The sequence below is a fragment of the Roseovarius spongiae genome (assembly GCF_003651245.1).
Lineage (GTDB): Bacteria > Pseudomonadota > Alphaproteobacteria > Rhodobacterales > Rhodobacteraceae > Roseovarius > Roseovarius spongiae.
On record NZ_RAPE01000005.1, the window covers coordinates 50,022 to 74,982 of the forward strand.

Genomic DNA, 24,961 nt, shown 5'->3' on the forward strand with positions numbered 1-24,961 from the left:
CTCGCTCGCTCCTTTCAGAACTCGGCGCGCTGGCGGCGGCTCAGCGTGACGTCGCGGAGCGTGACCTGGCTCATCTCCGGGTTCTCGAAGATGAGGTCGAGCCAGGCGCGCTCGATCCGTTTCTCGTTGAGGTTGGAATAGGCCAGGTCGAATTCCACCACGATGTCGTCCTCGTGCAGCGGCAGTTCGCGCACGATCTGTTCGGTGTTCGGCCCGTGCTTGATGTTGAGCCGCGCGAAGATCTCGAGCGGCTTCTCCATCTCGACGATGGTGTTGAGCCGGATCAGGTGCTTCTTCTTCAGTCCGTCCACCGCGCCTTCCGGCAGGTCGAGCACGACCGACAGGAACGACCCGTCGAAGCTGAACACGTCCATGCGCAGCCCGTAGGGCGCGAGATCGGCCTCGCGCGTGTTGCGCACCTGGCGCAAGGTCAGCTCCGAGCGTTCGCAATCGTGAAACAATACCAGTTCGTCGCCCAGCTTTGACTTGCTCTGCGCCGAGGACATGCCGGGGCTGGGCAACGGCAGGCACCAGAGCGCCGGGCGCCAGGCCCAGTCGGTCCCGTGCGGCTTGGAAAAGGCGTTAGAGCCGATCATCGGCAACGCCAGCCGGTTGTCGGCGACGGCCACCAGTTCATTCAAGGAATGCAGCAGTTTGCGCGCCTTGAAGCGTTCGCGGCGCAGATCGCTCACGGTCATGTCGGGCGCCTGCCGCGCGGCGCGGGTCCAGCGACGTTCGGCGCGCCGCTGCACGATCCAGTCCATCAATGCGCTGCGCACCCGCATCTTCGTCCGCCCCTCCTCGCTTCCGGTTTTCTACCTTGCCTCGGCGCTCCCTTCCAGAAGATTAACCCTCCTCCGGAAACAATCCTGGAAACATGCCGCGAAGGCCACGCGTCCGGGGTTTCGCGCTCACAGTCCGCGCGGGATCATCAGCGGCCGCCGCGGGCGGCGCGGCTGGCGGGCTGGCGGCGCGGATGCGCGCGGCGAGGTCGCGCAACAGGGCGCCCCCTTCCGGCCCGGCCACGGCGCTGCCGCGGCGGCCATAGGCGGCAAGGCCGACGAGATGCCCGCCGACGACCATGCTCGCGCGCCAGTAGCGCGGATCGCCCCCCGGCACCCCGCGGTCGCCGCCCTGCGGCAGATGCAAGAGCGCGATGCCCTTGCCGTCCCTTGCCGCCAGCGGCTTGACCGGGGCGAAACGCGCGGCGATCTCTGACGCCCTGGGCTGGCGCGCGGTCGCGTCGAAGGGCAGCACCGACACGGTGATGACGGCGGGAGAGGCCGGCGGGGCGGCCTCATCACTGAGCGCCGCGCAGGTGGTCAGCAACGCGAAACCCCCGCCAGCCCGCCGCCGCACGGTGCGCCTGTCAACGCAATAGCCCGCCGGCCCCGACACCACGACCGCCCCGCCATAGAAGCCGGCGGAGGCAAGCGCCTCATCGCCGCCAGTGTCGCCGCAGGCCGTCAGCGCCAAAAGGGCGAGGACGGGCGGGACGGGCCAGCGGCGCATCAGATATCCATGTAGATGTGACGCTCATCGTCGGCGCCGGGATGGGTCACCGCGCCCTTGTAGGTCGCCCCCACGAGCTGCGCGTATTTCCAGAGCGCGCCGGTGGAATACATGGTTTCGCGCGGGCCCTTCCACTCGGCCTTGCGCGCGGCCAGTTCATCGTCGGACAGATCGACCGATAGCGCGCCCTTGATCGCGTCGATGGTGATCATGTCGCCGTTCCGCAGAAGCGCGATCGGCCCGCCCTGCGCCGCCTCGGGGCCGACATGACCGACGCAGAAGCCCCGCGTCGCGCCCGAGAAGCGCCCGTCGGTGATGAGCGCGATCTTCTTGCCCATGCCCTGACCGGAAAGCGCGGCGGTCGTCGCCAGCATCTCGCGCATCCCCGGCCCGCCCGCGGGGCCTTCGTTGCGGATGACGATCACCTCGCCCTCCTCGTAGCTGCGCGCCTTGACGGCTTCGAACGCCTCTTCCTCGCACTCGAACACCCGCGCGGGGCCGGTGAAGACCTGGTTCTGCGACGGGATGCCCGCAACCTTCACGATGGCGCCCTCGGGGGCGAGGTTGCCCTTGAGCCCTACGACGCCGCCGGTCTTGGTCAGCGGCGCATCGATGGGATAGATCACCTTGCCGTCCGCCTCGCGGTCGATGCGGTCGAGCTCCTCGCCGATGCTGCGCCCGCTCGCGGTGATGCAGTCCTCGTGGATGAGGCCGGCCTTGCGAAGTTCCTTCATCACCACGGGGATGCCGCCCACGTCAAAGAGATCCTTGGCCACGTATTGCCCGCCCGGTTTCAGGTCGACGAAATAGGGCGTGTCGCGGAAAATCTCGCACACGTCGTCGAGGAAGAAGTCGATGCCGGCCTCGTGCGCGATGGCGGGCAGGTGCAGGCCGGCATTGGTCGATCCGCCGGTGCAGGCGACGACCCGCGCGGCGTTTTGCAGGGATTTCAGCGTGACCACGTCGCGCGCGCGGATGTTCTTTTCCAGAAGCGTCATCACAGCGCGCCCCGACGCCTCGCCATACTGGTCGCGGCTCTCGTAGGGGGCGGGCATGCCGGAGCTGTTCATCAGCGCGAGGCCGATCGCCTCGGACACGCAGGCCATCGTATTGGCGGTGAACTGCCCGCCGCAGGCGCCCGCGCTGGGGCACGCGACCCGTTCGAGCATCTCGAGCGCGGCTTCGGACATGGTGCCGTTCTGGTGCCGGCCGACCGCTTCGAACATGTCCTGAACGGTGAGGTCGCGCGTGCGGAAATCCTCGGGGATCTCGTCGACCTGGGGCGCCTTGCCCGGCAGGATCGACCCGCCGTAGATGAAGACCGACGGCGTGTTGAGCCGCACCATCGCCATCATCATGCCCGGCAGGCTCTTGTCGCAGCCGGCAAGCCCGACCAGCGCGTCATAGGCGTGACCGCGCATCGTCAGTTCCACCGTGTCCGCGATCGCCTCGCGCGAGGCGAGGCTGCTGCGCATGCCCTCATGCCCCATCGCGATGCCGTCGGTGACGGTGATCGTGGTGAATTCGCGCGGCGTGCCATAGGCCTGTTTCACGCCCATCTTGACCGCCTGCGCCTGGCGGTTGAGGGCGATGTTGCACGGCGCGGCCTCGTTCCAGCAGGTGGCGACCCCGACCAGCGGCTGATGAATTTCCTCTTCGCCAAGGCCCATCGCGTAAAGGTAGGACCGGTGCGGCGCGCGCTCGGGGCCTTCGGTGACGTAGCGGCTGGGCAGTCTGGACTTGTCGAATTTCTTCATGGCTTGGCCTCGCGATGCTCTTGTCCCGCAAAGGCATAGGCGAGCGGCGCGCAGCGCGCAAGCGCGCGTCGGCTCCTTGCGCCAGCATGGCGCAGAACCGATTGCGCCGCGCAATCGCGCGCACTAAAGCGTTGCGGCATGCGCTATGGCCCCCATCAGTTCCTGATCGCCCCGGCCCGCGGCAGCGAAGAGCCGTGGCGGCTTCTGGCCGGGTGCGCGCTGATCGTGGCGCTGTTCCTGCTGATGTCGCTGTTCTACAGCCGGATCATCGCCGTCGCGCTCCCCGACTCGGCCTGGGGCGCGAACGGGCGCGGGGTCGAGGACGCCTCGACGCCCTGGGGGGCGCTGGCCAATCTCTATATCTTCGGCCTCGTGATCCTCGCGCTCTGGGTGGTGCTGACGGTTCTGCATACCCGCACCCTGTCGAGCCTGCTGGGCGCGAGCCGCCCGGCATGGCGTCAATTCCGCCGCGTGCTGGTCGCGCTTGCCCTGCTGACCGCCGCGGTGCTGCCCCTGCCCGCGCCCGAGGCGCTGACGCCGGGGCCGCATCTTGCGCTGCCGACCTGGCTGGCCTTCTTGCCGCTCGCGCTCTTGGGCCTTGCGATCCAGACCGGCACCGAGGAAATCGTGTTCCGCGGCTACCTGCAAAGCCAGCTTGCCGCGCGGTTTCGGCGCCCGCTGGTCTGGATGGGGCTGCCATCGGCGCTGTTCGCGGCGCTGCATTACGCGCCTGGCAACATGGGCGACAACGCCTGGCTGGCGGTGATGTGGGCGTTCCTCTTCGGCCTCGCGGCGGCGGATCTCACCGCGCGCAGCGGCACGCTGGGGCCCGCCATCGCGCTGCACATCGCCAACAATTTCAGCGCGATTCTGCTTGCCGCGCCGGAGGGGAGCTTTGACGGTCTGGCGCTCTACACATACCCTTTCGCGCTGCATGACACGGCGATCATGCGAACCTGGGCGCCGATCGACATGATGATGCTGCTCTGCAGCTGGCTCGCCGCGCGGTTGGCGCTGCGGGCCTGATTGCAATCCGCGCGCGCCCGCCTTATTTCAGGGCCAACCGCTACCCAGGAGGGCCGCACGGCATGAACTGGATCACCAACTACATGCGTCCGCGCATCAACTCGATCTTCTCGCGCCGCGAGATGCCCGAGAACCTGTGGACAAAGTGCGACGACTGCGGCTCGATGCTGTTTCACCGCGAGTTGAAGGAAAACCTGAACGTCTGCACCTCGTGCGGGCATCACCTGCACATCGCCCCGCGCGATCGGTTCAAGGCGCTGTTCGACGGCGGCGCGTTCTCCGAAGTGACCGTGCCCGCGCCGAAACCCGATCCGCTGCACTTTCGCGATCAGAAGCGGTATCCCGACCGGATGAAGGCGGCGCAGAAGGCCACCGGCGAGAAGGAGGCGATGCTGGTCGCCACCGGCGAGATCGGGCGCACGTCCATCGTCGCGGCGGCGCAGGATTTCAGCTTCATGGCCGGCTCGATGGGCATGTATGTGGGCAACGCGATCATCAAGGCCGCCGAGGAGGCGGTCAAGCTGAAACGCCCGCTGATCCTGTTTTCCGCCGCCGGCGGCGCTCGCATGCAGGAAGGCATCCTGAGTCTGATGCAGATGCCGCGCACCACCGTCGCGGTGCAGATGCTCAAGGAGGCCGGGCTGCCCTATATCGTGGTGCTGACGCATCCCACCACGGGCGGCGTGACGGCAAGCTACGCGATGCTGGGCGACGTGCAGATCGCCGAGCCGGGCGCGCTCATCTGCTTTGCCGGGCCGAGGGTGATCGAGCAGACCATCCGCGAGAAGCTGCCCGAAGGGTTCCAGCGGGCCGAATACCTGCTCGATCACGGGATGCTCGACCGGGTGACGCCGCGCCCGCAGCTGCGCGACGAGCTGATTTCGATCACGCGGATGCTGCTCGGCCTGTCGCCCGCGGTGGCGGGCGATCTGCCCGCGCCCGACCCGTCCGAGCTGAGCGATGCAAAGACGCCGGATACGGCGGAGGAGCCGCCCGAAGCAGAACCGCAGGCCAAGCCCGCCAAATGAGCGCGCCGTCCTCGGACGTCATCCTCGAGCGGATGATGATGCTGCACCCCAAGATCATCGACCTCACGCTCGACCGTGTGTGGCGGCTGCTCGACGCGCTCGGCAACCCGCAGGAGGCGCTGCCGCCGGTGATCCATATCGCGGGAACCAACGGCAAGGGCAGCACGCTCGCGATGCTGCGCGCGGGGCTGGAGGGCGCGGGAAAGACCGTGCACGCCTATACCTCGCCGCATCTGGCGCGATTCCACGAGCGTATCCGCCTCGCCGGCGCGCTGATCTCCGAGGACGCGCTGGCGGAGGTGCTCGACGAATGCTACCGCGCCAACGGGCCAGAGCCGATCACCTATTTCGAGATCACCACCTGCGCCGCGCTGCTGGCCATGGCGCGCACGCCGGCGGATTACACGCTGCTCGAGGTCGGGCTTGGCGGGCGGCTCGACGCGACCAACGTGATCGCGCGGCCCGCGCTCACCGTCATCACGCCGGTTTCCGTCGACCATCAGCAATACCTGGGCGACACGCTGGCGCAGATCGCCGCCGAGAAGGCCGGAATCCTCAAGCGTGGCGTTCCCTGCGTCGTCGGGCCACAGCCCGAAGAGGCGCTCGAGGTGATCGAGGCCGCCGCCGCCCGGCTCGGCGCGCCGCTCATCGCGCAGGGACAGCACTGGCACGCCAGCGAGGAACACGGCCGCCTCGCCTTTCAGGACGAGACCGGGCTGTGCGACCTGCCGCTGCCCAACCTGCCCGGCGCGCACCAGATCGAGAACGCGGGCGCGGCGCTGGCGGCATTGCGTCACCTCGGCATGGGCGAGGCCGCGACGCTCGCCGCCGTGACCGAGGCGGTCTGGCCAGCGCGCATGCAGCGCCTTGCGCATGGCCCGCTGGCCGAGGCGGCGCCGCAGGCGGAGATCTGGCTCGACGGGGGGCACAACGCCGCCGCCGGGCAGGCGCTGGGGCGGCACCTCGCCAGTCTGCCGAACCGTCCGACGCATCTCATCTGCGGGATGCTCAACACCAAGGACATCGCGGGCTACCTGCGCCCGCTGGCCGCGCAGGCCGCGAGCCTCACGGCGGTCGCCATCCCGGGTGAGGCCAACACCCTGCCCGCCGAAGAGACCGCCGCGGCGGCGCAACAGCTCGGCCTGAACGCGTATTGCGCGCCCTCGGTATCCGAGGCGCTGGCGCGAATCATCGCGGAGGCGCCGCGCGCGCGGGTGCTGATCTGCGGCTCGCTCTATCTTGCGGGGCATGTCCTGCGCGAGAACCGCTGAGCGGGCGAAAGGCCCGGTCGCGGCGCCCTCGGACACGACCCGGGTTTCCGGCCGCAGATGCCCACCACAACTGGTGGGAGCACACTTCATGTTGACGTATCCGCGCGCGCCATCCAATATATGCGTAACATTCGCCGCTGACCCGCGCATGATTTCGCGATGAGCCGGAGCAAGCTCTTGCAGATCTGCCACGCAGGCGCCGGCAACGGGGAGAATCGAAGCGGAGCGGCCGCCGATCGCGCCGACGCTCCGGGAGGGGCCGCAGCGCCGCAGACGGAACACGATGGCAGGAGTGACTGAGGGGCCGGTTCAACGGCCCCCTTTCATTGGCGCCGCTTCGATGGGCGCTGACCGGGGCTCCGCTAATTCCAACGCCTTCGCCATGGCTGCGCACACGCGGGGCTCACGGCGCTGACCTGCCGGGGCGGGAGGACGCAAAAACCCGCGCCGTTTCGGGCGCGGGCCTTTGGCTGTGCGAATGGTCGGGCGTCAGTGCAGCTTGGCGTCCACCGTTTCGATCGCTTCGTCGATCAGCTTGTTGCCTTCGGCGGCGGTCATCTGCTTGGCGATCACCTCGCGCGCGGCGGCGACGGCGATGGTCACCGCGCGGTCGCGCACTTCCTTGATCGCGCCCGCCTCGGCCGAAGCGATCTGCTCGTCCGCAGCTTGCAGCCGGCGCTCGATCGATTTCTTCAGGTCTTCCTTGGCCTGCTCGGCCGCGTTTGCCGCCTCGGAGCGGGCCTGCGTGACGATACGATCGGCCTGCTCCTGCACTTCCTTCTGCTTGCGCTCGTAACTGGCCAGCAGGGTCTGGGCCTCTTCGCGCAGCGCGCGGGCTTCGTCGAGTTCGGACTTGATCCCGTCCGCGCGCTTGTCGAGCATCCGGCCCAACAGCCCCGGCACCTTGAGATAGACGAGGAAGCCGATGAAGATCAGGAACGCGATCGTCACGACGAAGTTCGTGTTGCCCAGCGAGAAGAACGGCCCGGTCGCGGCGAAGGCCGGGCTGGCGGAGGTCAGGGCCAGGAGAATGGCGAATTTGCGCATCGTGCTACCCTTTCATCCGTGACGCGACCGCGGCGTCGATGGTCTTGCCGTCGGCCTTGCCGCCCATTGCGGCGACGATGGCCTCGGCGGTGTCCTTGGCGACGTCCTTGACGCTTTCGAGCGCGTTGGCGCGGATCTCGGCGATCTTCTTTTCGCCCTCCGCGCTGCGCGCGGCGATCTCGGCGTCGGCCTTGGCCATCGCCTCGTCAAGCTCCGCCTTTATCTCGGCCTTGGTCTGGGCGACGATGTTCTGTGCGTCAGAACGCGCATCCGCCAGCGCCTTGTTATAGGCTTCCTCGGCCTCGACGGCCCTGGCCCTGAGATCCTCGGCGGCGGCGATGTCGTTGGTGATCGTCCCCTGGCGTTCGGCGAGGATCGCCGCGATGCGGGGCAATGCGACGCGCTTGAGCACGAAGAAGATCACGACGAGCGCGACCAGCAGCCAGAAGATCTGGTTGCCCATCCAGTCGACGCAAAGCTGCGGCATGCCGATCGCGCCGCCATGGGCGTCGATGCACTTGCCGGCCTCTTCGAGCTCCAGCGGGCTCATGCCCGATTCGGCGGCGGCTATGGTTTCGGTTGCCATCTCGACATCCTCCTAGGGAAACTTTCCAGTTGCGCCGGCGGGGGCGGCTGCGCCCCCGCGCGGCCCGTAAGGATCGGGTTTCCGCTGGATCAGACGGCGAACATCAGCAGGAGCGCGACGAGGAACGAGAAGATCCCCAGCGCTTCCGAGAACGCGATACCGATGAACATGGTCGCGGTCTGGCCGCTGGCCGCCGACGGGTTGCGCAGCGCGCCCGACAGGTAGTTGCCCACGACGTGACCGATGCCGACGGCCGCGCCGCCCATGCCCGTGCAGGCCAGACCAGCGCCGATATAGGCGCCCATTTGTACGACGTCACCTTCCATTTGATTTCTCCTTACGATGGAATTGGTTGTTCATTCATGCGGGATGTCCCGCGGTTGTCCGTATGGCGGGTCTTCGACCCGCCGCCCTAGTGATGCGGATGCAGCGCGTCCTTGAGATAGACGCAGGTGAGGATCGTGAAGACATAGGCCTGGATGAAGGCCACCAGAACCTCGAGCGCGTAGATCGCGGCGATCGTCAGGATGCTGAGCGGCGTCACCACGATGCCCACCCCGACCGAGATCAGGATCATCGGCGCGAAGGCCGCGAAGACCTTGATCACCGCGTGGCCGGCCATCATGTTCCCCGCAAGCCGGATCGAGTGGCTGACGGGGCGCACGAAGTAGGAAATCACCTCGATCAGCGCCAGCACCGGGCGCAGCGCGAGCGGCGCGGAACTGATCCAGAACACACCGAGAAAGCCCAGCCCGTGCTTGAAGAAGCCCATCAGCGTCACGGTCAGGAACACCAGCATCGCCAGCACCGCGGTCACCGCGATATGGCTGGTGGTGGTGAACGCGCCGGGAATGAGCCCGAAGAAGTTCGAGAAGACGATGAACACGAAGAGCGTCATGATGTAGGGGAAATACGGCAGCGCGTCCTTGCCCGCCACGTCCTCGGTCATCTTGTGCACGAAGCCGTAGCAGAGTTCGGCCACCGACTGGGTCCGCGTCGGCACGGTCGCGCGCTTGGAGGTGCCGAGCACCAGCAGCGCGATGGTCGCGAGAATCGTGATCGCCATCCACAGCGTCACGTTGGTCACGGTGAAGAGCCCCACCGGCCCATCCCCGAACAGCGGCTTCACGATGAACTGATCCATCGGATGAAAGACGAGCTCGTGTCCGGTTTCAGCGGCCCCAGCTTCAGTCGCCATGTCTTGCCCTCTCGTCCGGGCCCGCATCCGCGGCCCCATTGTCCCTGGCCGTGCCGGCCTGTTGATCCCGCTGGATTTCCCTCGCGCTGCGCATCATCGTCTTGATGCCCGCCGCGAGGCCCAGCAAAGTAAAGATCACGAGGAAGATCGGGATCGTCCCGAACAGGCGGTCAAGCCCATACCCCATGCCAAAGCCGATCAGCAGACCGGCCACCATTTCCGTCACCATCCGCCAGGCGAGATGCGCCTGGGAATAGCTTTCGTCCGTGTGCTTGCGAACCTCCTTCGGCCCTTTCAACGCGTTAATCTTCGCCTCGAGCCGTCGCAGCCGCTCTGCCTGGTCAGGGTCACTCACGCGCCTATCCCCCACGGAACGTCCGGCACAGTGCTATGCGGGCGCGAGCCCTGAGTCAAGCGCGCAGCGGCGGGCCGTCCGATCGGGACAAGATGTTGAATCCGTACATATTTACCGAGAGAACCCAAAGCGACGGAAAGCGCTCTCGGCGCGGCGTTCCGCCCGCAATGGCCGAAGGATGATATTCAACCATCAGGTTGAGCATAGGGCGCCGAGGGGCGGTTCAGCCCGTCGCCGGACGGGGATCGCGGAGCACCATGACCGAAACCGGCGCATGCGCGGCCCGCTTGCCCCCGTGCGTGAAAACGGAATAGTCCTCCCGGTCACGGCGCGGCCCGGTTTCTCATTTTCGGTTAAGCTGTCCAGAACCACGATGTGCCTTAACGCTGATGCGTCCCGCCGCGAGCCTTTCGGCGCGGCAGCGACGTCTTGCGGTGGGTGAAAGGCCTCCGGCCGTCTTGACCGGGAGCGGAACAAGGCGCTACCCCGGGCCATGGCTCAACCGCTCGACCTTGTGTTCTCCGCGCTGTCGGATCCCACGCGCCGCGCGATCCTCGCGATGTTGCTCGAGGATGACATGGCGGTCACGGACGTGGCCGACCCGTTCGAGATGAGCCTCGCGGCGATTTCCAAGCATCTCGGCATACTCGAGCGCGCCGGCCTGATTTCGCAGGAACGGCGCGGTCGCGTAAAATGGTGCAAGCTGGAGCCGGGCGCGCTGAAGCCCGCATCCGTCTGGATGCAGGGTTTCGGCCAGTTCGAGCCGGTCAACCTCGACGCGTTTGAGCGTTTCCTGCAGGCGGAACTGCCCGGCGACGACGCGGACTGAGCGTCAGAGAACGAACTGCACGATGACCAGAACGATTACGACCAGTCCGACAAGGTAGATAATGCTGCGCATGAGGCGTCCCTTCGTTTCATGTATGGCGGGACAACTCGTCACGGCGGTTCCGGTTCCGTGGCGCGTATTATCTCCGCTCAGCGGCGCGCCAGCCGGGGTGCTCGTCCTTCAGCAGCAGGAGCAGCGCGATCACGGTGAGCGCGACCCCCGCAAGGATCAGCGCCGGCGGCAGCGCATGGCCGAGCGCGGCCTGCCAGAGCAGCACCCAGCTTGGCGTGAGGTAGGTATACGCCATGACCTTGGCGCTTGGCAGGCGCAGGGAGGCGAACTGCACCAGCACGAAGGTGACCGCGCTGGCGAAGACGGCGATATAGACCAGCGTGATCCAGACGATCGCGGGCAGCGCGGCCCAGTCCGTCGCGATGATGTCGCCGGCGCCCGCCGCCGCCACGATCAGCCCCGCCGCCACCAATGTGCCGAAGGAGAAGACGATCGCCGGTTCGCCCCGGTTCAGCCGGCCCACCAGCGGGATATAGAGCGCATGCGCGACGCAGCCCCAGAAATAGATCACCTCGCCGCGCCCCACCTCGAGCGCGAGCAGCGCGGTAAGGTCGGCGCGGAAGATCACCCACAGCGCGCCCAGCGCGCCGATCCCGATGGCCAGCGCCATGCGTCGCGTCGGCGCCTGTCCCAGCAGGATGTAACCGAAGCCGCCCGCGAGGATCGGGGTAAGCGTGAACACCGCCGACGCCGAGACCGGCTGCGCGGTCTTCAGCCCCTCGAACATCAGCACGAAATAGAGACCCATCGCGCCGCCCAGCACGAGATAGCGCCAGGGCGCCGCGAAGGCCCGGCGCGGCAGGCCGGTGGTCACAAGCGCCGCCGCCCCGACCAGCGCGGCGGCGATCAGGAAACGCGCGGCGGTCAGCGCCGCCGGGGCGATGTGATTGGCCGCCATCGAGCCAAGCGCGAAGGACCCGGCGATCAACCCCGAAAAGCAGAGCATCGCCAGATGGCCGGCCAGGGCGCGGGTCATGCGCCGCTCCATACCGCCGCGCGCTCCTTTAGGAACGCGACGAAGGCCTGCACCTTGGCGGTGCGGTGCAGATCCACGTGGGTCACGATCCAGAGCGGCGCTGTCCATTCCTCCATCGGCGGATGGACCTCGGTCAGCGCGCCCATCTCGCGCGCCCGGCTTCGCGGCAGGAAGCCGATGCCCGCCCCCTCGGCGATGGCGCGGGCCTGCGCGTGGACGTCGCCGCTGCGAAAGACGATCGCCTCCGGCGGCACGTTGTCCCGCAGCCAGCGGGCGAAGGGGGCGCGCGCTTCGGGGTCGTCCGCGCTCACGAAGCGGTGGGCGGCGTAGTCCGCCACGCCCCCGGGGCGCCCGTGCCGCGCGATGTAGTCCGCGCTCGCGAACAGCGCGACGCGCTGGGTATGGAGCGGCTGGACCACGTTGTCGGGCTGATCGGGCGCGCTGCCGGCGCGGATCGCGACATGCGCCTCGCCGTATTCCAGCCGGAAGAGCCGCTCGTCCGTCAGGTAGCGCACGACGATGCCGGGATGCGCCCGGCGGAACGCGGTCAGCACGGGAACCAGCAGATAGCTCAGCGCGCCGAGCGAGGTGACAACCAGTTCGCCGCTCACCGCTTCGCCCCGCCCCCGGATGCGTCCGGCGAGCTGGGCGAATTGTTCGTCCGTGGCGGTCGCCACGCGTAACAGGTCCGCGCCCGCCTCGGTCGGGGTGTAGCCGCGCGCGTGCCGCTGGAAAAGCCGCACGCCCAGCCGCGCCTCAAGCGCGTCGACATGGCGGATGACGGTCGCGTGATGCACGCCCAGCGCCTCGGCCGCGCCGGAAACGGTGCCGACGCGCGCCACGTGGTAGGCTGTCCTGACTTCGTCCCAGCTGTCCATCGCTGACCTTGTGCAAATATCGACGACCCCGCCCCTTAAACCGCCAACCGGTGCGTGGATGCAAGGACGGAACGCGCCCGCGCGCTCGCGCGCGCAGGTGCTTGACTCGGCCGCGCGCGCCCCTTAGAAGCCGCCCAATTCCGGGAGTCCGTCATGCTTCCGGTCCCTTGGCCAATGGGCCGGGATCGCCCTCCGTCAGCGCGTTGCGCCCACGGGGGAGATTGGCATTTGAACCGGCCCTTCCTACGTTCGGATGGGTCAGACCCTGAACGCGGCGACAAGAGGAGCCCTTCGAGATGTTTGAAAACCTGTCCGAACGTCTCTCAGGCGTCTTCGACCGACTGACCAAGCAGGGCGCGCTGTCCGAGGACGACGTCAAGACCGCCCTGCGCGAGGTGCGCGTCGCGCTGCTCGAGGCGGACGTGTCGCTGCCCGTGGCGCGCGACTTCGTGAAGGCCGTGCAGGAGAAGGCGACCGGGCAGGCGGTGACCAAATCCATCACGCCGGGCCAGCAGGTCGTCAAGATCGTTCATGATGAACTGGTGCACGTGCTCACCGGCGAGGACGATCCCGGCAAGCTCAAGATCGACAACGCCCCCGCGCCGATCCTTATGGTCGGGCTGCAGGGGTCGGGCAAGACGACGACCACCGGCAAGCTCGCCAAGCGCCTGAAGGAGCGCGAGGGCAAGCGCGTGCTGATGGCCTCGCTCGACGTGAACCGCCCGGCGGCGATGGAGCAGCTCGCGATCCTCGGCACGCAGATCGGGGTGGATACGCTGCCCATCGTCAAGGGCGAGGATCCGGTGCAGATCGCCAAGCGCGCCCGGACGCAGGCGGGGCTGGGCGGCTATGACGTCTACATGCTCGACACCGCCGGACGGCTGCATATCGACGCGGAGCTGATCGCCCAGGCGGCGGCGGTGCGCGACGCCGTGAACCCGCGCGAGACGCTGCTGGTGGTCGATGGCCTGACCGGGCAGGTCGCCGTCGAGGTGGCCGAGGAATTCGACGACAAGATCGGCGTGACCGGCGTGGTGCTCACCCGGATGGATGGCGACGGGCGCGGCGGCGCGGCGCTTTCGATGCGCGCGGTGACCGGCAAGCCGATCCGCTTCGTCGGCCTGGGCGAGAAAATGGACGCCATCGAGACCTTCGAGCCCGAGCGCATCGCGGGCCGCATCCTCGGCATGGGCGACATCGTTTCCCTCGTGGAAAAGGCGCAGGAAACCATCGAGGCCGAACAGGCCGAACGCATGATGCGCCGTTTCCAGAAGGGTCAGTTCAACATGAACGACCTGCGCATGCAGCTTGAACAGATGCAGAAGATGGGCGGCATGGAGGGCATGATGGGAATGATGCCCGGCATGGGCAAGATGGCCAAGCAGGTGCAGGAGGCGGGGTTCGACGACCGAATCATCGTCCAGCAGATCGCGCTCATCCAGTCGATGACCAAGAAGGAACGCGCCAACCCCAAGCTGTTGCAGGCGTCCCGCAAGAAACGCATCGCGCGCGGCGCCGGGCAGGAAGTCAGCGAGCTCAACAAGCTTCTGAAGATGCACCGCCAGATGGGCGATATGATGAAGAAGATGGGCAAGATGGGGAAAGGCGGCATGTTGAAACAGGCCATGAAAGGCATGTTCGGCAAGGGCGGCCCCTCGCCCGAGGAAATGGCCGCCGGAATGGACCCCAAGGCGCTGGAACAGGCCGCCAAGCAGATGGGACAGGGGATGCCCGGCGGCGGCCTGCCGGGCCTCGACGGCGGCGGGCTGCCCCCCGGCCTCTCGGGCTTTGGCAAGAAGAAATGAGCGTGATGCGACGGGCCTCTTCCCTTCTCACCCAATGCGCCCTTGTCGGGCGCTTGCGGCCTGCGCGCGCATCCGGGGTGACGCGCCGCGTCTGTCGCGACCTGGGCAGGGTCACGCCATGAGCCTCTCGCTTCCCTCCCCGCGGCTGACGACCGAGCGGCTGATCCTGCGCGTGCCTGAGGCGCGCGACATCGACGCCTATGTCGCCTTCCTCACCGATCCGGTGCGCGCCGAGGGCTTCGGCGCAGAGCCCGACCGCCCGAAGGCGTGGCGCTGGTTTGCGATGAATCTCGGCCATTGGGCGCTGCACGGCTACGGCTATTTCACGATGGAGTGGAAGGAGACCGGGGACGCCTGCGGCATGACCGGCATCTGGAACCCCGAGGGCTGGCCCGAGCCGGAACTCGGTTGGGTGGTCTTCGAGGGCTACGAGGGGCGCGGCATCGCGCGCGAGGGCGCAGAGCGGGCGCGACGCTGGGCCTACGAGGATCTGGGTCTCGCCACGCTCACCTCGAACATCGTGCCGGATAACGCCCGTTCCATCGCGCTCGCCGAACGGCTGGGCGCGCGGTACGAGCGCACCTACCGGAACGTTCATATGGGCGAGGACATGCTCTATCGCCACCCGGGGCCGGAGGAGTGCGGCGCATGACCATGCCCCTCGTCGCCATCCCGGTCGTGGAGACACCCGATCTGCTGCTGCGCGGCTACCGCGAAAGCGATTTCGACGCCATCGCCGATTTCGGCTGCTCCGAGCGCGCGCGCTTTGTCGGCGGGCCGCATGACCGCTGGGCCTGCTGGCGCGCGTTCCTTGCCGGCATGGGCCATTGGGTGCTGCGCGGCTACGGCATGTGGGTGGTCGAACACCGCGAAACGGGCCGCGTCGCGGGCCGGGTGGGGATGATCCTCAACGACGGCTGGCACGAGCCCGAGCTTGGCTGGCACATCTTCGATGGGTTCGAGGGGCAGGGCTACGCCTACCAGGCCGCCTACGCCGCGCGCGCCTACGCCGCGCGTCACCAGGGGCTCGACGGGGTGATTTCCTATATCGACGCCGGGAACACGCGCTCGCTCAGGCTCGCCGAACGTCTGGGCGCCAGTTTCGAGCGCGAGGCGACGCTGCTGGGCGCGCCCTGCCGGATCTACCGGCATCCGACCGTGGGAGGGGCCTGACATGACGACGCCCGCCATCCCCGTCATCGAGACCCGCCGCCTGGTGCTGCGCGGGCCCGAACCGGACGACTACCCCGATTTCAAGGCGACCTTCAGCTCATACCGTTCGCGCTTCATGGGCGGGCCGCTCAACCGATACGAGGCGTGGATGCTCTACGCCGCCGAAATCGGGCATTGGGCGATCCGCGGCTACGGCATGTGGATGATCCACGCCCGCGCAGACGGGCGCACGCTCGGCATGGCCGGCGGCTGGTCGCCCGCCGGCTGGCCCGAGCGCGAGATCGCCTGGATCATCTGGCCGGGCGAGGCCGGGCGCGGTTACGCCCTCGAGGCGACGCATGCGGCGCGTGACTACCTTTACGAGCAAATGGGCTGGGACGGCGCGGTGAGCTATATCGACCCCCGCCACCTCGACAGCATCCGGCTGGCCGAACGGCTTGGCGCGATCAAGGATCACGACGCCGACACGATCGACGGCCACGACGCGGTCTATCGCCACCCGCCGCCGGAGCGGCTGCGCTCCGGGCAGTTGCGCGACGGGATTGAGCTCGAGATCGGTCATTATTGCGACCCGCTTTTCCAGGCCGGAGGGATGCCCGTTGACTGACAGTTTCAACATCGCCGCGGGCCTTCTCAGGGAGCACCGCGAGAGCATCGACCGCCTCGACGCGATCCTTGTCTACACGCTGGGCGAGCGGTTCAAGCACACCCAGGCCGTTGGCAAGCTCAAGGCCGAGCACGACCTTCCCCCGTCCGATCCCGCCCGCGAAGCGGCGCAGATCGCACGGCTCGAAGACCTGGCGGAGCGGGCCGATCTCGACCCGGAATTCGCCAAGAAGTTCCTGAACTTCATCATCGCCGAAGTCATCCGGCACCACCAGAAACACCAATCGTAGGGTGGGGTTTCACCCCGCCACACCCACGCCATAGACAGGAGAAATCACATGGCCATGAAAATTCGTCTCGCCCGCGGCGGCTCCAAGAAGCGCCCGTTCTACCGCATCGTCGCCGCTGATTCGCGCATGCCGCGCGACGGCCGCTTCATCGAGAAGCTGGGCACCTACAACCCGCTTCTGCCCAAGGACAGCGAAGAGCGCGTCAAGATGAACCTCGAGCGCATCCAGCACTGGCTTGACCACGGCGCGCAGCCGACCGACCGGATCGCGCGCATGCTGGAAAACGCCGGCGTCCGCGAAAAGACCGAGCGCAACAACCCCAAGAAGGGTGCGCCCGGCAAGAAGGCCACCGAACGCGCCGAGGAACGCGCCGCCAAGGCCGCCGCGGCCGAAGAGGCGAAGAACGCCCCGGCCGAGGCCCCCGAAGAGGCCGGCGCCGAGGAATAAGGCTGTGCCCCCGCCCCCGGCATGCTTCGGGGGCGAGTCATGCGGCCCAGGCGGAGGGCAAGGACCGTGAGCGACGAGTCGACGATCTGCATCGGGGCCATCGCCGGCGCCTTCGGCGTGCATGGCGAAGTGCGGCTCAAGAGCTTTGCCGCCACGCCCGAGGATATCGCCGCCTACGGCCCGCTCACCACCGAGGACGGCAGCCGGTCCTTCACCGTCACCCTCACCGGGCAGGCCAGCAACGGGTTTACTGCGCGCCTGAGCGGGGTCGCCACGAAAGAGGAGGCCGACGCGCTGCGCGGTCTGCGCCTTTATGCCGAGCGCGCCCGCCTGCCCACGCTGCCGGACGACGAATTCTACCACGCCGACCTGGTCGGGCTCGCGGTCTTCGACACCGGCGGCAGGCCGCTCGGGACCGTGCGCGCGGTGCTGAACCACGGCGCGTCCGACCTGCTCGAGATCGAGACGCCGGGCGCGGCGGAAACCGCGCTGCTGCCCTTTACCCGCGCCGCCGTGCCAACCGTCGACCTTCGCGCAGGGCGCATCGTGGCCGACCCGCCCGAGGGCGTCTTTCCCGAGGACGACACGCGCTGAGCCGGGAACCCTGGGCCCCTGAACCGCGTTCGCACTGCAATCCGCGCGCCGGCGCCGGCGCGCCCATTGAAAGGAATTGCTATGCTCGGCTGGATTATCACCCTTCTCGCGATCGCCGCGATCGCGGCGCTGCTCGGCCTCGGGCGGATTTCGGGGGTCGCGCTCTCGCTGGCGCAGTTGCTGATCGTCGTGGCGCTGGTGGTGCTGCTCCTGATGGCGCTGGGAGTATTCGCGCTGTAGCAAACCGCTTGGCAGGGGCGGCGGTGGGGGGTATTGCCCCCTCGCATGAGCAACGCGCCGCAATCCCACGCAGACCCGCCCGCCCCCGTCTGGCGGGCGCAGGTCGTGACACTCTTCCCCGAGGCGTTCCCCGGGGTACTGGGTGAGAGCCTGATGGGCCGCGCGCTGAAGGCCGGGCTCTGGAGCCTCGGCACGACCGATCTGCGCCGGTTCGGCATCGGCAAACACCGCAACGTCGACGACACGCCCGCGGGCGGCGGCGCGGGCATGGTGCTGCGCGCCGACGTGATGGGCGCGGCGATCGAGGCGGCGCAGGCGGAGATGCCCGAAGGCGCGCCGCTTATCTGTCTCAGCCCGCGGGGTCGCCGCTTCGATCAGCCCATGGCGCAGGACCTCGCCGACAAGCCGGGCGTCACACTGATTTGCGGGCGGTTCGAGGGGCTGGACCAGCGGGCCATCGACCATTTCGGCGCAACCGAAGTAAGCCTCGGCGATTTCGTCATGACCGGCGGCGAGATCGCGGCGCAGGCCATCATCGACGCCGTCGTGCGCCTGCGCCCCGGTGTGCTCGGCAATGAAGCGAGCGCGCAGGAGGAGAGCCACGCCGACGGGTTGCTCGAACATCCGCACTATACCCGGCCCGCCGAATGGCGGGGCCGCGCCATTCCTCCGGTGCTGCTCTCGGGCAATCACGCCGAAATCGCCCGTTGGCGGCAGACCGAGGCCGAGGCGCTTACCCGCGCGCGGCGCCCCGACCTGTGGCGGGCGTGGCGCCGGGCGACGGGGGGCGCCGAGGACTGAGCGCGACGGCGACGATGCCCCTTGATTTGCGCGTCCGGTTCTGGTTTACCGCGCGCAGTCCGGGCCGCGCCGGAGCCTGCCGATTCCCGCCATCTTCGAGCGGAGCGATCAAGGAGCCAGGGCGCGCGGCGGACGGACGCGCCGGAAGGCAGCGAAAAAGGCAACGACGATCCAACCTCTGGCGGGTCTGTCGCGGAAGCGGCGGGAACCCGGACGAAGGCCGAGAGCTCTGGGAACGCGACAACACTTTGCGGATCGAAACCGCAAGCATTCAAGGAGACTGGCGATGGACATTATCGCTGAGATCGAAGCGGAACAGATTGCCGAACTCGGCAAGACCGTTCCCGACTTCAAGGCCGGCGACACCCTGCGCGTCGGCTACAAGGTGACGGAAGGAACCCGCACCCGCGTTCAGAACTTCGAGGGCGTCTGCATCAGCCGCAAGAACGGCAGCGGAATCGCCGGAACGTTCACCGTGCGCAAGATTTCCTTCGGCGAGGGCGTCGAGCGCGTCTTCCCGCTCTATGCCACCAATATCGACAGCATCACCGTGGTCCGTCGCGGCCGCGTGCGCCGTGCGAAGCTCTACTATCTGCGCACGCGCCGGGGCAAATCTGCCCGGATCGCGGAAGTGGCCAACTACAAGCCCAAGGCGGGCGCGGAAGCATAAGGAGCGGCGAGATGAAAAAAGACATCCATCCCGATTACCACATGATCGACGTCAAGATGACCGACGGCACCGTGGTGCAGATGCGCTCGACCTATGGCAGCGAGGGCGACACGCTCTCGCTCGACGTCGACCCGAGCGTGCACCCGGCCTGGACCGGCGGCAGCAGCCGCCTGATGGACACCGGCGGTCGCGTGTCGAAGTTCAAGAAGAAATACGAAGGCCTCGGGTTCTGAACCCCGGCCACAGGACAGTGAAGCGACGCCGCCCCAATCGGGGCGGCGTTTTTCGTTCAGGGACGGCGTGATCCGGGGACGCGGCCCGTGGCGCATGAAAAAGGGGCCCCGGAAGGCCCCTGATCCGTGTCATGACTGGGCCGTGCGGCCCGGTGTTGGCTTATGCCAGCGCGAGGTTCGTCGCCGATTCGCGGCCGTCGCGGCCGGCTTCGACGTCGAACGTCACTTTCTGGTCGTCGGCAAGACCGGTGAGGCCTGCACGCTCGACAGCGGAGATGTGGACGAAAACGTCCTTGCCGCCCGTGTCGGGTGCGATAAAGCCGAAGCCTTTAGTTGCGTTGAACCATTTGACGGTGCCTTGGGCCATCCGTTTCTTCCTTCTTCAAATGCTGCCCGCGGTAGTGCGGCAGCCTGGCTCGTCATAGCAAGATCGATGGACTGAGCCGTAAGGAGCAGATGGTCGATAGCGGTAACGTCGCAACGCCCTATATGCGTGGAACGGCACGGTATTGCAAGGGGTTGCGCAAGGCATGGGCGGATGAACGCCGAGCGCGGGTAATCCTACGTTAACCATATTCGCGTCTGGTTGCGGCATGTCGGCCTATTTCCGCCCCCGCATGCCCGGCGCGTGCATCTTCTTTACCGTCTGCCTCGCGGCGCGGGGCGACCGGCTTCTGGTCGATGAGATCGACCGCCTCCGCAGCGCCGTCGGATTGACGCGCCGAGCGCGGCCGTTTCACGTCGATGCGTGGGTCGTGCTGCCGGATCATATGCACGCGGTATGGACGCTGCCGGAGGGGGATGCGGATTATTCCGTGCGCTGGGGCGCGATCAAGGCGCGGTTCACCCGCAGTCTGCGGGATGATTGCAGGGCCGGGTTTCATCCTGAAAACGCGAAACGGACGGGGCATGCGGTGGGGTGGAACCCCACCCTACGCAAGTCGGCCAGCAAGGCGCGGAAGGGAGACGCAGGTATCTGGCAGCGCAGGTTCTGGGAGCACCACGTGCGTTCCGCGGCGGAATACGAGGCGCTGGTGACGTATTGCTGGCAGAACCCGGTGAAGCACGGCTTCGTCGCGCAGCCCGAGGATTGGCCGTATTCTTCAATGCACCGCGAAATGCGCCTGCGCCGTGCGTAGGGTGGGGTTTCACCCCACCCTGCCGGACGCGGCGGATCGTCGTCGGATGGTGGGTTGAAAACCCACCCTACATTCTCACCGCGCGAACTTCTTGTGCTTCAACCGCTTCGGCTCGAGCGCGTCGGCCCCCAGCCGCCGTTTCTTGTCTTCCTCGTAATCCTCGAAATTGCCCTCGAACCACTCGACATGCGCGTCGCCCTCGAAGGCGAGGATATGCGTGCAGATCCGGTCGAGGAAGAACCGGTCGTGGGAGATGACCACGGCGCAGCCGGCGAAATCCACCAGCGCATCCTCGAGCGCGCGCAGCGTCTCGACGTCGAGGTCGTTGGTCGGTTCGTCAAGCAGCAGCACGTTGCCACCGGACCGCAGAAGCCGCGCCATGTGGACGCGGTTGCGTTCACCGCCCGAAAGCAGCGACACCTTCTTCTGCTGGTCGCCGCCCTTGAAGTTGAAGGCGCCGCAATAGGCGCGCGCGTTCACCTCGGCGTCGCCGAGCTTGATGACGTCCTGGCCGTCGGCGATCGCCTCCCACACCGTCTCGTCCGGTTTGAGGTCGTCGCGGGACTGGTCGACATAGGAAAGATCGACCGTGTCGCCATACTCGATCGTTCCGGCGTCGGGTTTTTCCTGCCCGGTCAGCATCCGGAAGAGCGTCGACTTGCCCGCGCCGTTGGGGCCGATCACGCCGACGATGCCGCCGGGCGGCAGAGAGAACGACAGATCCTCGATAAGGAGCTTGTCGCCCATCGCCTTCTTCAGCCCCTCGACCTCGATCACCTTGGAGCCGAGCCGCGGCCCTGAGGGGATGACGATCTGCGCGCGCGCCAGCTTTTCGCGCTCGGACTGGCTGGCCATCTCGTTATAGGCCTTGATGCGGGCCTTGGATTTCGCCTGCCGCGCCTTCTGGCCCTGGCGCATCCATTCAAGCTCGCGTTCGAGCGTCTTCTGCTTGGACTTGTCTTCGCGCGCCTCCTGCGCGAGCCGCTTGGCCTTCTGCTCGAGCCACGAAGAATAGTTGCCCTCGTAGGGGATGCCGCGGCCGCGGTCGAGCTCGAGGATCCAGCCGGTGATATCGTCGAGGAAATAGCGGTCGTGCGTCACGATCAGGATCGTGCCCTTGTAGTCGATCAGGTGCTGTTGCAGCCAGGCGATGGTTTCCGCGTCGAGGTGGTTCGTGGGTTCGTCCAGCAGCAGCATGTCGGGCGCCTCGAGCAAAAGCTTGCAGAGCGCGACGCGGCGTTTTTCACCGCCCGAGAGGGTGCTCACGTCCGCGTCGTCGGGCGGGCAGCGCAGCGCCTCCATGGAAACGTCGACCTGGCTGTCGAGATCCCAGAGGTTCTCGGAATCGATCTCATCCTGGAGCTGCGCCATCTCGTCGGCGGTTTCGTCCGAATAGTTCATCGCCAGTTCGTTGAACCGGTCGAGCTTGGCCTTCTTGGCGGCGACGCCCAGCATGACGTTGTCGCGCACGCTGAGCGCGGGGTCGAGCGTGGGCTCCTGCGGCAGATACCCCACCTCGGCCCCCTCGGCGGCCCAGGCCTCGCCGGTGAAATCGGTGTCGAGGCCGGCCATGATCTTCATCAGCGTGGACTTCCCCGCGCCATTGACGCCGACGACGCCGATCTTGACGCCGGGCAGGAAGCTCAGGTGAATGTTCTCAAAGCATTTCTTGCCGCCGGGATAGGTCTTGGAGACGCCCTGCATGTGATAGACGTACTGATTGGCTGCCATGACGGGATTCCTGACTGAAGCGAAGGGTTCCAGCCATGTAACCCCCGGCGCGGGCGAATTCAAACCCGGAGTTGGGGCGCGGCGCAGGGCGTCAGCGTTCGGCGCGCTCGCGAGCCGCGCCCGGCTGCGCGGGCGGCGGGAGGGACGAAAGCGGCGTGTTGGCGCGCAGCCAGCCGATCAGGTCCGAAACGGGCATCGGGCGGGCCAGGACATAGCCCTGGATGAGCGGACATTTGGCGCGCCGCAGGATATCGGCCTGCGCGCTTGTTTCGACGCCCTCCGCGATCACGTCCATGCCCAGCAGCGCGCAAAGCCGGATGACCGCGCGCGTGATGACGCGACAGCGGGGATCGTCTGCGAGCCGGTGGATCATCGACTGGTCGAGCTTGATCGCGTCGACCTCGATCGCGGACATGTGTGCAAGGCCCGCGTAGCCGGTTCCAAAATCGTCGAGCGCGACGCGCACGCCGAGCTGGCGCAGCCGCGCGACGGCCCGTTGTGCGTCCGCGTCGCGCCCGTCCACCATGATCGTTTCGAGGATTTCGACGCAGACCGCGTCATGCGGCAGCCCGCGCGATTGCAGCGCCCAGTCGAGCAGGGCGGGATAATTGACATCCGCGAGGATCGAGCTGGACACGTTGAGCGACAGCGTCATCTCCGCGAAACCCGCCGCGCGCAGCCGCGCCAGCGCGTCAAGCGCGCGGTTCATCGACAGGTAGTCGATCTCCGGAAGCAAATGCGCGGCGTCGGCGGCGGTCAGGAATTCGGATGGCGGTAGAAGACCGCGCTCGGGGTGGTCCCAGCGCAGCAGCGCCTCACAGCCCGTGACGCGGTGGTTGGCAAGATCGAGGATCGGTTGCAGATGCACGGTGAACTGGTCCGTCGCGACGGCTTTGCGCAGATCGCGGTTGAGTTGCAGGCGCGCCCTGTAGCGACGGCCAAGGCGTTCGCAGTAGAACACCACGCGCCCACGCCCTTCCTCCTTGGCGCTGTAGAGCGCTTGGTCAGCCTGCTGGATCAGGGTTTCGCCCGCGCCGTTCCGCGCGGCGGCGCCGCGGGGCGGCATGCTGGCGCCGATGGAAATGCCGACATCGATCGCCTGCCCCTTCCAGTTGAGCGGGCGGGCGATCGCGCGGATCAGCATCTCCGCCCGCGTCCCGAGCGCCTTGGCCGACCCAAGCCCGAGGGCGATCAGCAGGAATTCGTCGCCCCCCGTGCGGCAGACGAGGTCGCGGGCGCGCGCGACCTTTCGCAACCCCGCCGCGACATGGCGCAGCACCGCGTCGCCGGCTGCGTGGCCAAGCGTGTCGTTCACCTCCTTGAACTTGTCGAGGTCGAGTTGCAGCACGCCGATATCGCCCGCGCGGATATGCCGCGCGACCTCCGCGCTGGCGAGGAAGCGCGACAGCCTCTTGCGGTTGGCGAGCCCGGTCAGGGCGTCGTGATGGGCGGCATGGTCAAGGTCGTCCGTGACCCGTTGCAGCGCCGCCTGCGTCGTGACCTGGTCCGATATGTCGCGGCAGGTCACGACCACCAGCTTCTGCTCGGGCTCCGGCCCGAGGTCGATCAGCGCATGGTTCTGCTGGTTCCAGAACAGGCTGCCATCCTTGCGCATATGCTGCGTGACGCGATACCGGCCAAAGAGCGAGGCGCAGGGATCGTAGCGGAACGCGGCGATCTCCTCGGGCGAGGGGCGCTGGCCGGGCGGCAGGATCAACTCCTGCGGGTTGCGACCCCGCGCCTCTTTCAGCGACCAGCCGACATGCCGCTCGCAAGCGGGGTTCATCCACTGCACGCGCCCCCTGAAATCGAGCAGCGCCACGCCGTCGCGCATATGGTCGAGCACCAGCCGCGGCAGGCCGACACGCTCCATCCCGGCGCTGACCGCCGCGGCGTCCTGTCCGGGGGGATCGTGAACCTTGCCCAATGTCGCGTCCGCCATTGCATCCGTCATCACCGCAAGGCTGGACGGAACGCCTTAATATCGGGTGGCTTTCGACAGGGTATCCGGATAAAAATCCGTAGAATTTAAGGAGTTTCATCGCGTGCCGCACGCCCTCGACCTGCCGCCGGCGCGCCCCGGCCAGACTGTCGGCCTCCTGGGCGGGTCGTTCGATCCGCCGCATGCGGGGCACGTCCATATCACGCGCGAGGCGCTGCGTCGCTTCGGGCTCGGCGCGGTCTGGTGGCTGGCCAGCCCGGGCAACCCGCTCAAGGACCGCGGCCCCGCCCCGATGGCGCGCCGGTTGGCGGCGGCGCGCGCGATCACGCGCCGTCCGGACGTGCATGTAAGCGATGTCGAGGCGCAGATCGGGTCGCGCCACACCGCGCAGACGCTGCGCGCGCTGCGCGCCGCCTGCCCGCGGGTGCGCTTTGTCTGGCTCATGGGCGCGGACAACATGGCGCAGTTCGACCAATGGCAGGATTGGCGGCAGATCATGGAGATGGTCCCGATCGGCGTGCTGGCGCGACCGGGCGCGCGGGCGGCGGCGCGGTCCTCGCGCATGGCGCGGCTTTACGCGGCGCACCGGCTCCCGGCGGCGCAGAGCCGCCGCCTTGCGATGATGGAGCCCCCGGCCTGGTGTTTCATCAACGTGCCGATGCTGGCCATTTCGTCGACACAGCTGCGCGCCGGCGGAACTTGGCCGGGGCAGGACGACCGCCACAAATCGTGATCCTGAACGTTGGTTCGGCAGT

30 protein-coding genes are annotated in these 24,961 nt (G+C 67.6%); 17 read left to right on the forward strand and 13 right to left on the reverse strand.

Translation table 11 applies throughout. From position 1 onward, the window contains the following. Positions 1-14: 14 nt before the first annotated feature. From D6850_RS15365 to ilvD, 3 genes are all read right to left on the reverse strand, one after another. Positions 15-785, reverse strand: a complete 771-nt coding sequence (locus D6850_RS15365) for a DUF6478 family protein (RefSeq protein ID WP_121168500.1) — start codon at positions 783-785, stop codon at positions 15-17. A 61-nt stretch (positions 786-846) separates the two neighbouring features. Beyond that, complete coding sequence (locus tag D6850_RS15370) at positions 847-1,512, reverse strand: hypothetical protein (RefSeq protein WP_206019296.1); 666 nt, start codon at positions 1,510-1,512, stop codon at positions 847-849. After that, a complete protein-coding gene (gene ilvD / locus D6850_RS15375) occupies positions 1,512-3,269 on the reverse strand; it encodes a dihydroxy-acid dehydratase (protein WP_121168501.1) in 1,758 nt (585 codons plus the stop codon). The genes D6850_RS15370 and ilvD overlap by 1 nt, the downstream gene beginning before the upstream one ends. A 138-nt stretch (positions 3,270-3,407) precedes the next feature. Here ilvD and D6850_RS15380 point away from each other — a divergent pair, with 138 nt between their 5' ends. From D6850_RS15380 to D6850_RS15390, 3 genes are all read left to right on the forward strand, one after another. Further along, complete coding sequence (locus D6850_RS15380) at positions 3,408-4,295, forward strand: CPBP family intramembrane glutamic endopeptidase (protein WP_121168502.1); 888 nt, start codon at positions 3,408-3,410, stop codon at positions 4,293-4,295. Between the two features lie 62 nt (positions 4,296-4,357). Continuing rightward, positions 4,358-5,323 (forward strand): acetyl-CoA carboxylase, carboxyltransferase subunit beta, encoded by a 966-nt coding sequence (accD, locus tag D6850_RS15385; protein ID WP_121168503.1) that lies wholly within the window; start codon positions 4,358-4,360, stop codon positions 5,321-5,323. Then, positions 5,320-6,594 carry a bifunctional folylpolyglutamate synthase/dihydrofolate synthase gene (locus D6850_RS15390; RefSeq protein WP_121168504.1) on the forward strand — a complete coding sequence of 425 codons (1,275 nt, stop codon included), beginning with the start codon at positions 5,320-5,322 and terminating at the stop codon, positions 6,592-6,594. The genes accD and D6850_RS15390 overlap by 4 nt, the downstream gene beginning before the upstream one ends. A 489-nt stretch (positions 6,595-7,083) precedes the next feature. Here the strand turns inward: D6850_RS15390 and D6850_RS15395 are convergent, their stop codons facing one another. From D6850_RS15395 to D6850_RS15415, 5 genes are all read right to left on the reverse strand, one after another. Beyond that, the gene (locus tag D6850_RS15395; RefSeq protein WP_121168505.1) at positions 7,084-7,641 is read right to left on the reverse strand and encodes a F0F1 ATP synthase subunit B; all 558 of its coding nucleotides are present in this window, start codon (positions 7,639-7,641) and stop codon (positions 7,084-7,086) included. A 4-nt stretch (positions 7,642-7,645) separates the two neighbouring features. Further along, positions 7,646-8,227, reverse strand: a complete 582-nt coding sequence (locus D6850_RS15400; protein WP_425452401.1) for a F0F1 ATP synthase subunit B' — start codon at positions 8,225-8,227, stop codon at positions 7,646-7,648. Positions 8,228-8,316: 89 nt separating this feature from the next. After that, complete coding sequence (locus D6850_RS15405) at positions 8,317-8,553, reverse strand: F0F1 ATP synthase subunit C (protein ID WP_121168506.1); 237 nt, start codon at positions 8,551-8,553, stop codon at positions 8,317-8,319. Positions 8,554-8,639: 86 nt separating this feature from the next. Then, positions 8,640-9,425: a F0F1 ATP synthase subunit A gene (locus D6850_RS15410; protein WP_121168507.1), complete on the reverse strand. Its 786-nt coding sequence runs from the start codon at positions 9,423-9,425 to the stop codon at positions 8,640-8,642. Beyond that, positions 9,415-9,780, reverse strand: a complete 366-nt coding sequence (locus D6850_RS15415; RefSeq protein WP_121168508.1) for an AtpZ/AtpI family protein — start codon at positions 9,778-9,780, stop codon at positions 9,415-9,417. Before D6850_RS15415 ends, D6850_RS15410 begins: the two co-directional genes overlap by 11 nt. A 493-nt stretch (positions 9,781-10,273) precedes the next feature. Between D6850_RS15415 and D6850_RS15420 the strand changes: the two genes are divergently transcribed. Beyond that, the gene (locus D6850_RS15420; RefSeq protein WP_121168509.1) at positions 10,274-10,609 is read left to right on the forward strand and encodes an ArsR/SmtB family transcription factor; all 336 of its coding nucleotides are present in this window, start codon (positions 10,274-10,276) and stop codon (positions 10,607-10,609) included. A 139-nt stretch (positions 10,610-10,748) separates the two neighbouring features. On the opposite strand, the gene D6850_RS15425 is transcribed toward D6850_RS15420, so the two are convergent. Both D6850_RS15425 and D6850_RS15430 read right to left on the reverse strand, forming a co-directional pair. Then, positions 10,749-11,657 (reverse strand): DMT family transporter, encoded by a 909-nt coding sequence (locus tag D6850_RS15425; RefSeq protein WP_121168704.1) that lies wholly within the window; start codon positions 11,655-11,657, stop codon positions 10,749-10,751. Further along, positions 11,654-12,535, reverse strand: coding sequence for a LysR family transcriptional regulator (locus D6850_RS15430; protein ID WP_121168510.1), 882 nt, complete (start codon positions 12,533-12,535; stop codon positions 11,654-11,656). Before D6850_RS15430 ends, D6850_RS15425 begins: the two co-directional genes overlap by 4 nt. Positions 12,536-12,831: 296 nt before the next feature. Between D6850_RS15430 and ffh the strand changes: the two genes are divergently transcribed. The 11 genes from ffh (at position 12,832) to rpmE (ending at position 19,394) form a co-directional block, all read left to right on the forward strand. Then, positions 12,832-14,340, forward strand: coding sequence for a signal recognition particle protein (gene ffh, locus D6850_RS15435; protein ID WP_121168511.1), 1,509 nt, complete (start codon positions 12,832-12,834; stop codon positions 14,338-14,340). Between the two features lie 118 nt (positions 14,341-14,458). Further along, positions 14,459-14,992, forward strand: coding sequence for a GNAT family N-acetyltransferase (locus tag D6850_RS15440; RefSeq protein ID WP_121168512.1), 534 nt, complete (start codon positions 14,459-14,461; stop codon positions 14,990-14,992). After that, entirely contained in the window at positions 14,989-15,513 is a 525-nt protein-coding gene (locus D6850_RS15445; RefSeq protein ID WP_121168513.1) for a GNAT family N-acetyltransferase, read from the forward strand. The genes D6850_RS15440 and D6850_RS15445 overlap by 4 nt, the downstream gene beginning before the upstream one ends. Position 15,514: 1 nt before the next feature. Further along, positions 15,515-16,120, forward strand: coding sequence for a GNAT family N-acetyltransferase (locus D6850_RS15450; RefSeq protein WP_121168514.1), 606 nt, complete (start codon positions 15,515-15,517; stop codon positions 16,118-16,120). Next, positions 16,113-16,409: a chorismate mutase gene (locus tag D6850_RS15455; RefSeq protein ID WP_121168515.1), complete on the forward strand. Its 297-nt coding sequence runs from the start codon at positions 16,113-16,115 to the stop codon at positions 16,407-16,409. Before D6850_RS15450 ends, D6850_RS15455 begins: the two co-directional genes overlap by 8 nt. Positions 16,410-16,457: 48 nt before the next feature. Next, complete coding sequence (gene rpsP, locus D6850_RS15460) at positions 16,458-16,856, forward strand: 30S ribosomal protein S16 (RefSeq protein WP_121168516.1); 399 nt, start codon at positions 16,458-16,460, stop codon at positions 16,854-16,856. A gap of 66 nt (positions 16,857-16,922) precedes the next feature. After that, positions 16,923-17,450, forward strand: a complete 528-nt coding sequence (gene rimM / locus D6850_RS15465) for a ribosome maturation factor RimM (protein ID WP_245964210.1) — start codon at positions 16,923-16,925, stop codon at positions 17,448-17,450. 81 nt (positions 17,451-17,531) lie between these two features. Then, complete coding sequence (locus D6850_RS15470) at positions 17,532-17,690, forward strand: DUF1328 family protein (protein ID WP_121168518.1); 159 nt, start codon at positions 17,532-17,534, stop codon at positions 17,688-17,690. Between the two features lie 45 nt (positions 17,691-17,735). Then, positions 17,736-18,491, forward strand: a complete 756-nt coding sequence (trmD, locus tag D6850_RS15475) for a tRNA (guanosine(37)-N1)-methyltransferase TrmD (protein ID WP_121168519.1) — start codon at positions 17,736-17,738, stop codon at positions 18,489-18,491. 286 nt (positions 18,492-18,777) lie between these two features. Beyond that, a complete protein-coding gene (gene rplS, locus D6850_RS15480) occupies positions 18,778-19,161 on the forward strand; it encodes a 50S ribosomal protein L19 (RefSeq protein ID WP_121168520.1) in 384 nt (127 codons plus the stop codon). Positions 19,162-19,172: 11 nt separating this feature from the next. Beyond that, complete coding sequence (gene rpmE / locus D6850_RS15485) at positions 19,173-19,394, forward strand: 50S ribosomal protein L31 (protein WP_121168521.1); 222 nt, start codon at positions 19,173-19,175, stop codon at positions 19,392-19,394. A gap of 160 nt (positions 19,395-19,554) precedes the next feature. Here rpmE and D6850_RS15490 read toward each other — a convergent pair whose 3' ends face one another. Then, positions 19,555-19,761: a cold-shock protein gene (locus D6850_RS15490; RefSeq protein WP_121168522.1), complete on the reverse strand. Its 207-nt coding sequence runs from the start codon at positions 19,759-19,761 to the stop codon at positions 19,555-19,557. A gap of 226 nt (positions 19,762-19,987) precedes the next feature. Here D6850_RS15490 and D6850_RS15495 point away from each other — a divergent pair, with 226 nt between their 5' ends. Next, positions 19,988-20,533 carry an REP-associated tyrosine transposase gene (locus D6850_RS15495; protein ID WP_121168523.1) on the forward strand — a complete coding sequence of 182 codons (546 nt, stop codon included), beginning with the start codon at positions 19,988-19,990 and terminating at the stop codon, positions 20,531-20,533. Between the two features lie 75 nt (positions 20,534-20,608). Here the strand turns inward: D6850_RS15495 and ettA are convergent, their stop codons facing one another. Both ettA and D6850_RS15505 read right to left on the reverse strand, forming a co-directional pair. Then, positions 20,609-22,264, reverse strand: coding sequence for an energy-dependent translational throttle protein EttA (ettA, locus tag D6850_RS15500; protein ID WP_121168524.1), 1,656 nt, complete (start codon positions 22,262-22,264; stop codon positions 20,609-20,611). 91 nt (positions 22,265-22,355) lie between these two features. Further along, positions 22,356-24,218: a putative bifunctional diguanylate cyclase/phosphodiesterase gene (locus D6850_RS15505; protein WP_121168525.1), complete on the reverse strand. Its 1,863-nt coding sequence runs from the start codon at positions 24,216-24,218 to the stop codon at positions 22,356-22,358. Positions 24,219-24,309: 91 nt separating this feature from the next. On the opposite strand from D6850_RS15505, the gene D6850_RS15510 reads away from it, so the two are divergent. Further along, complete coding sequence (locus D6850_RS15510; protein WP_121168526.1) at positions 24,310-24,939, forward strand: nicotinate-nucleotide adenylyltransferase; 630 nt, start codon at positions 24,310-24,312, stop codon at positions 24,937-24,939. Positions 24,940-24,961 lie beyond the last annotated feature (22 nt).

Excerpts from the sequence above, each read along its gene's own strand:
- D6850_RS15365 (WP_121168500.1), bottom strand. The coding sequence starts at position 785 with ATGCGGGTGCGCAGCGCATTGATGGACTGGATCGTGCAGCGGCGCGCC.
- D6850_RS15370 (WP_206019296.1), bottom strand. The coding sequence starts at position 1,512 with ATGCGCCGCTGGCCCGTCCCGCCCGTCCTCGCCCTTTTGGCGCTGACG.
- ilvD (WP_121168501.1), bottom strand. The coding sequence starts at position 3,269 with ATGAAGAAATTCGACAAGTCCAGACTGCCCAGCCGCTACGTCACCGAA.
- D6850_RS15380 (WP_121168502.1), top strand. The coding sequence starts at position 3,408 with ATGCGCTATGGCCCCCATCAGTTCCTGATCGCCCCGGCCCGCGGCAGC.
- accD (WP_121168503.1), top strand. The coding sequence starts at position 4,358 with ATGAACTGGATCACCAACTACATGCGTCCGCGCATCAACTCGATCTTC.
- D6850_RS15390 (WP_121168504.1), top strand. The coding sequence starts at position 5,320 with ATGAGCGCGCCGTCCTCGGACGTCATCCTCGAGCGGATGATGATGCTG.
- D6850_RS15395 (WP_121168505.1), bottom strand. The coding sequence starts at position 7,641 with ATGCGCAAATTCGCCATTCTCCTGGCCCTGACCTCCGCCAGCCCGGCC.
- D6850_RS15400 (WP_425452401.1), bottom strand. The coding sequence starts at position 8,227 with ATGGCAACCGAAACCATAGCCGCCGCCGAATCGGGCATGAGCCCGCTG.
- D6850_RS15405 (WP_121168506.1), bottom strand. The coding sequence starts at position 8,553 with ATGGAAGGTGACGTCGTACAAATGGGCGCCTATATCGGCGCTGGTCTG.
- D6850_RS15410 (WP_121168507.1), bottom strand. The coding sequence starts at position 9,425 with ATGGCGACTGAAGCTGGGGCCGCTGAAACCGGACACGAGCTCGTCTTT.
- D6850_RS15420 (WP_121168509.1), top strand. The coding sequence starts at position 10,274 with ATGGCTCAACCGCTCGACCTTGTGTTCTCCGCGCTGTCGGATCCCACG.
- D6850_RS15425 (WP_121168704.1), bottom strand. The coding sequence starts at position 11,657 with ATGACCCGCGCCCTGGCCGGCCATCTGGCGATGCTCTGCTTTTCGGGG.
- D6850_RS15430 (WP_121168510.1), bottom strand. The coding sequence starts at position 12,535 with ATGGACAGCTGGGACGAAGTCAGGACAGCCTACCACGTGGCGCGCGTC.
- ffh (WP_121168511.1), top strand. The coding sequence starts at position 12,832 with ATGTTTGAAAACCTGTCCGAACGTCTCTCAGGCGTCTTCGACCGACTG.
- D6850_RS15440 (WP_121168512.1), top strand. The coding sequence starts at position 14,459 with ATGAGCCTCTCGCTTCCCTCCCCGCGGCTGACGACCGAGCGGCTGATC.
- D6850_RS15445 (WP_121168513.1), top strand. The coding sequence starts at position 14,989 with ATGACCATGCCCCTCGTCGCCATCCCGGTCGTGGAGACACCCGATCTG.
- D6850_RS15450 (WP_121168514.1), top strand. The coding sequence starts at position 15,515 with ATGACGACGCCCGCCATCCCCGTCATCGAGACCCGCCGCCTGGTGCTG.
- rpsP (WP_121168516.1), top strand. The coding sequence starts at position 16,458 with ATGGCCATGAAAATTCGTCTCGCCCGCGGCGGCTCCAAGAAGCGCCCG.
- D6850_RS15470 (WP_121168518.1), top strand. The coding sequence starts at position 17,532 with ATGCTCGGCTGGATTATCACCCTTCTCGCGATCGCCGCGATCGCGGCG.
- trmD (WP_121168519.1), top strand. The coding sequence starts at position 17,736 with ATGAGCAACGCGCCGCAATCCCACGCAGACCCGCCCGCCCCCGTCTGG.
- rplS (WP_121168520.1), top strand. The coding sequence starts at position 18,778 with ATGGACATTATCGCTGAGATCGAAGCGGAACAGATTGCCGAACTCGGC.
- rpmE (WP_121168521.1), top strand. The coding sequence starts at position 19,173 with ATGAAAAAAGACATCCATCCCGATTACCACATGATCGACGTCAAGATG.
- D6850_RS15490 (WP_121168522.1), bottom strand. The coding sequence starts at position 19,761 with ATGGCCCAAGGCACCGTCAAATGGTTCAACGCAACTAAAGGCTTCGGC.
- D6850_RS15495 (WP_121168523.1), top strand. The coding sequence starts at position 19,988 with ATGTCGGCCTATTTCCGCCCCCGCATGCCCGGCGCGTGCATCTTCTTT.
- ettA (WP_121168524.1), bottom strand. The coding sequence starts at position 22,264 with ATGGCAGCCAATCAGTACGTCTATCACATGCAGGGCGTCTCCAAGACC.
- D6850_RS15505 (WP_121168525.1), bottom strand. The coding sequence starts at position 24,218 with ATGACGGATGCAATGGCGGACGCGACATTGGGCAAGGTTCACGATCCC.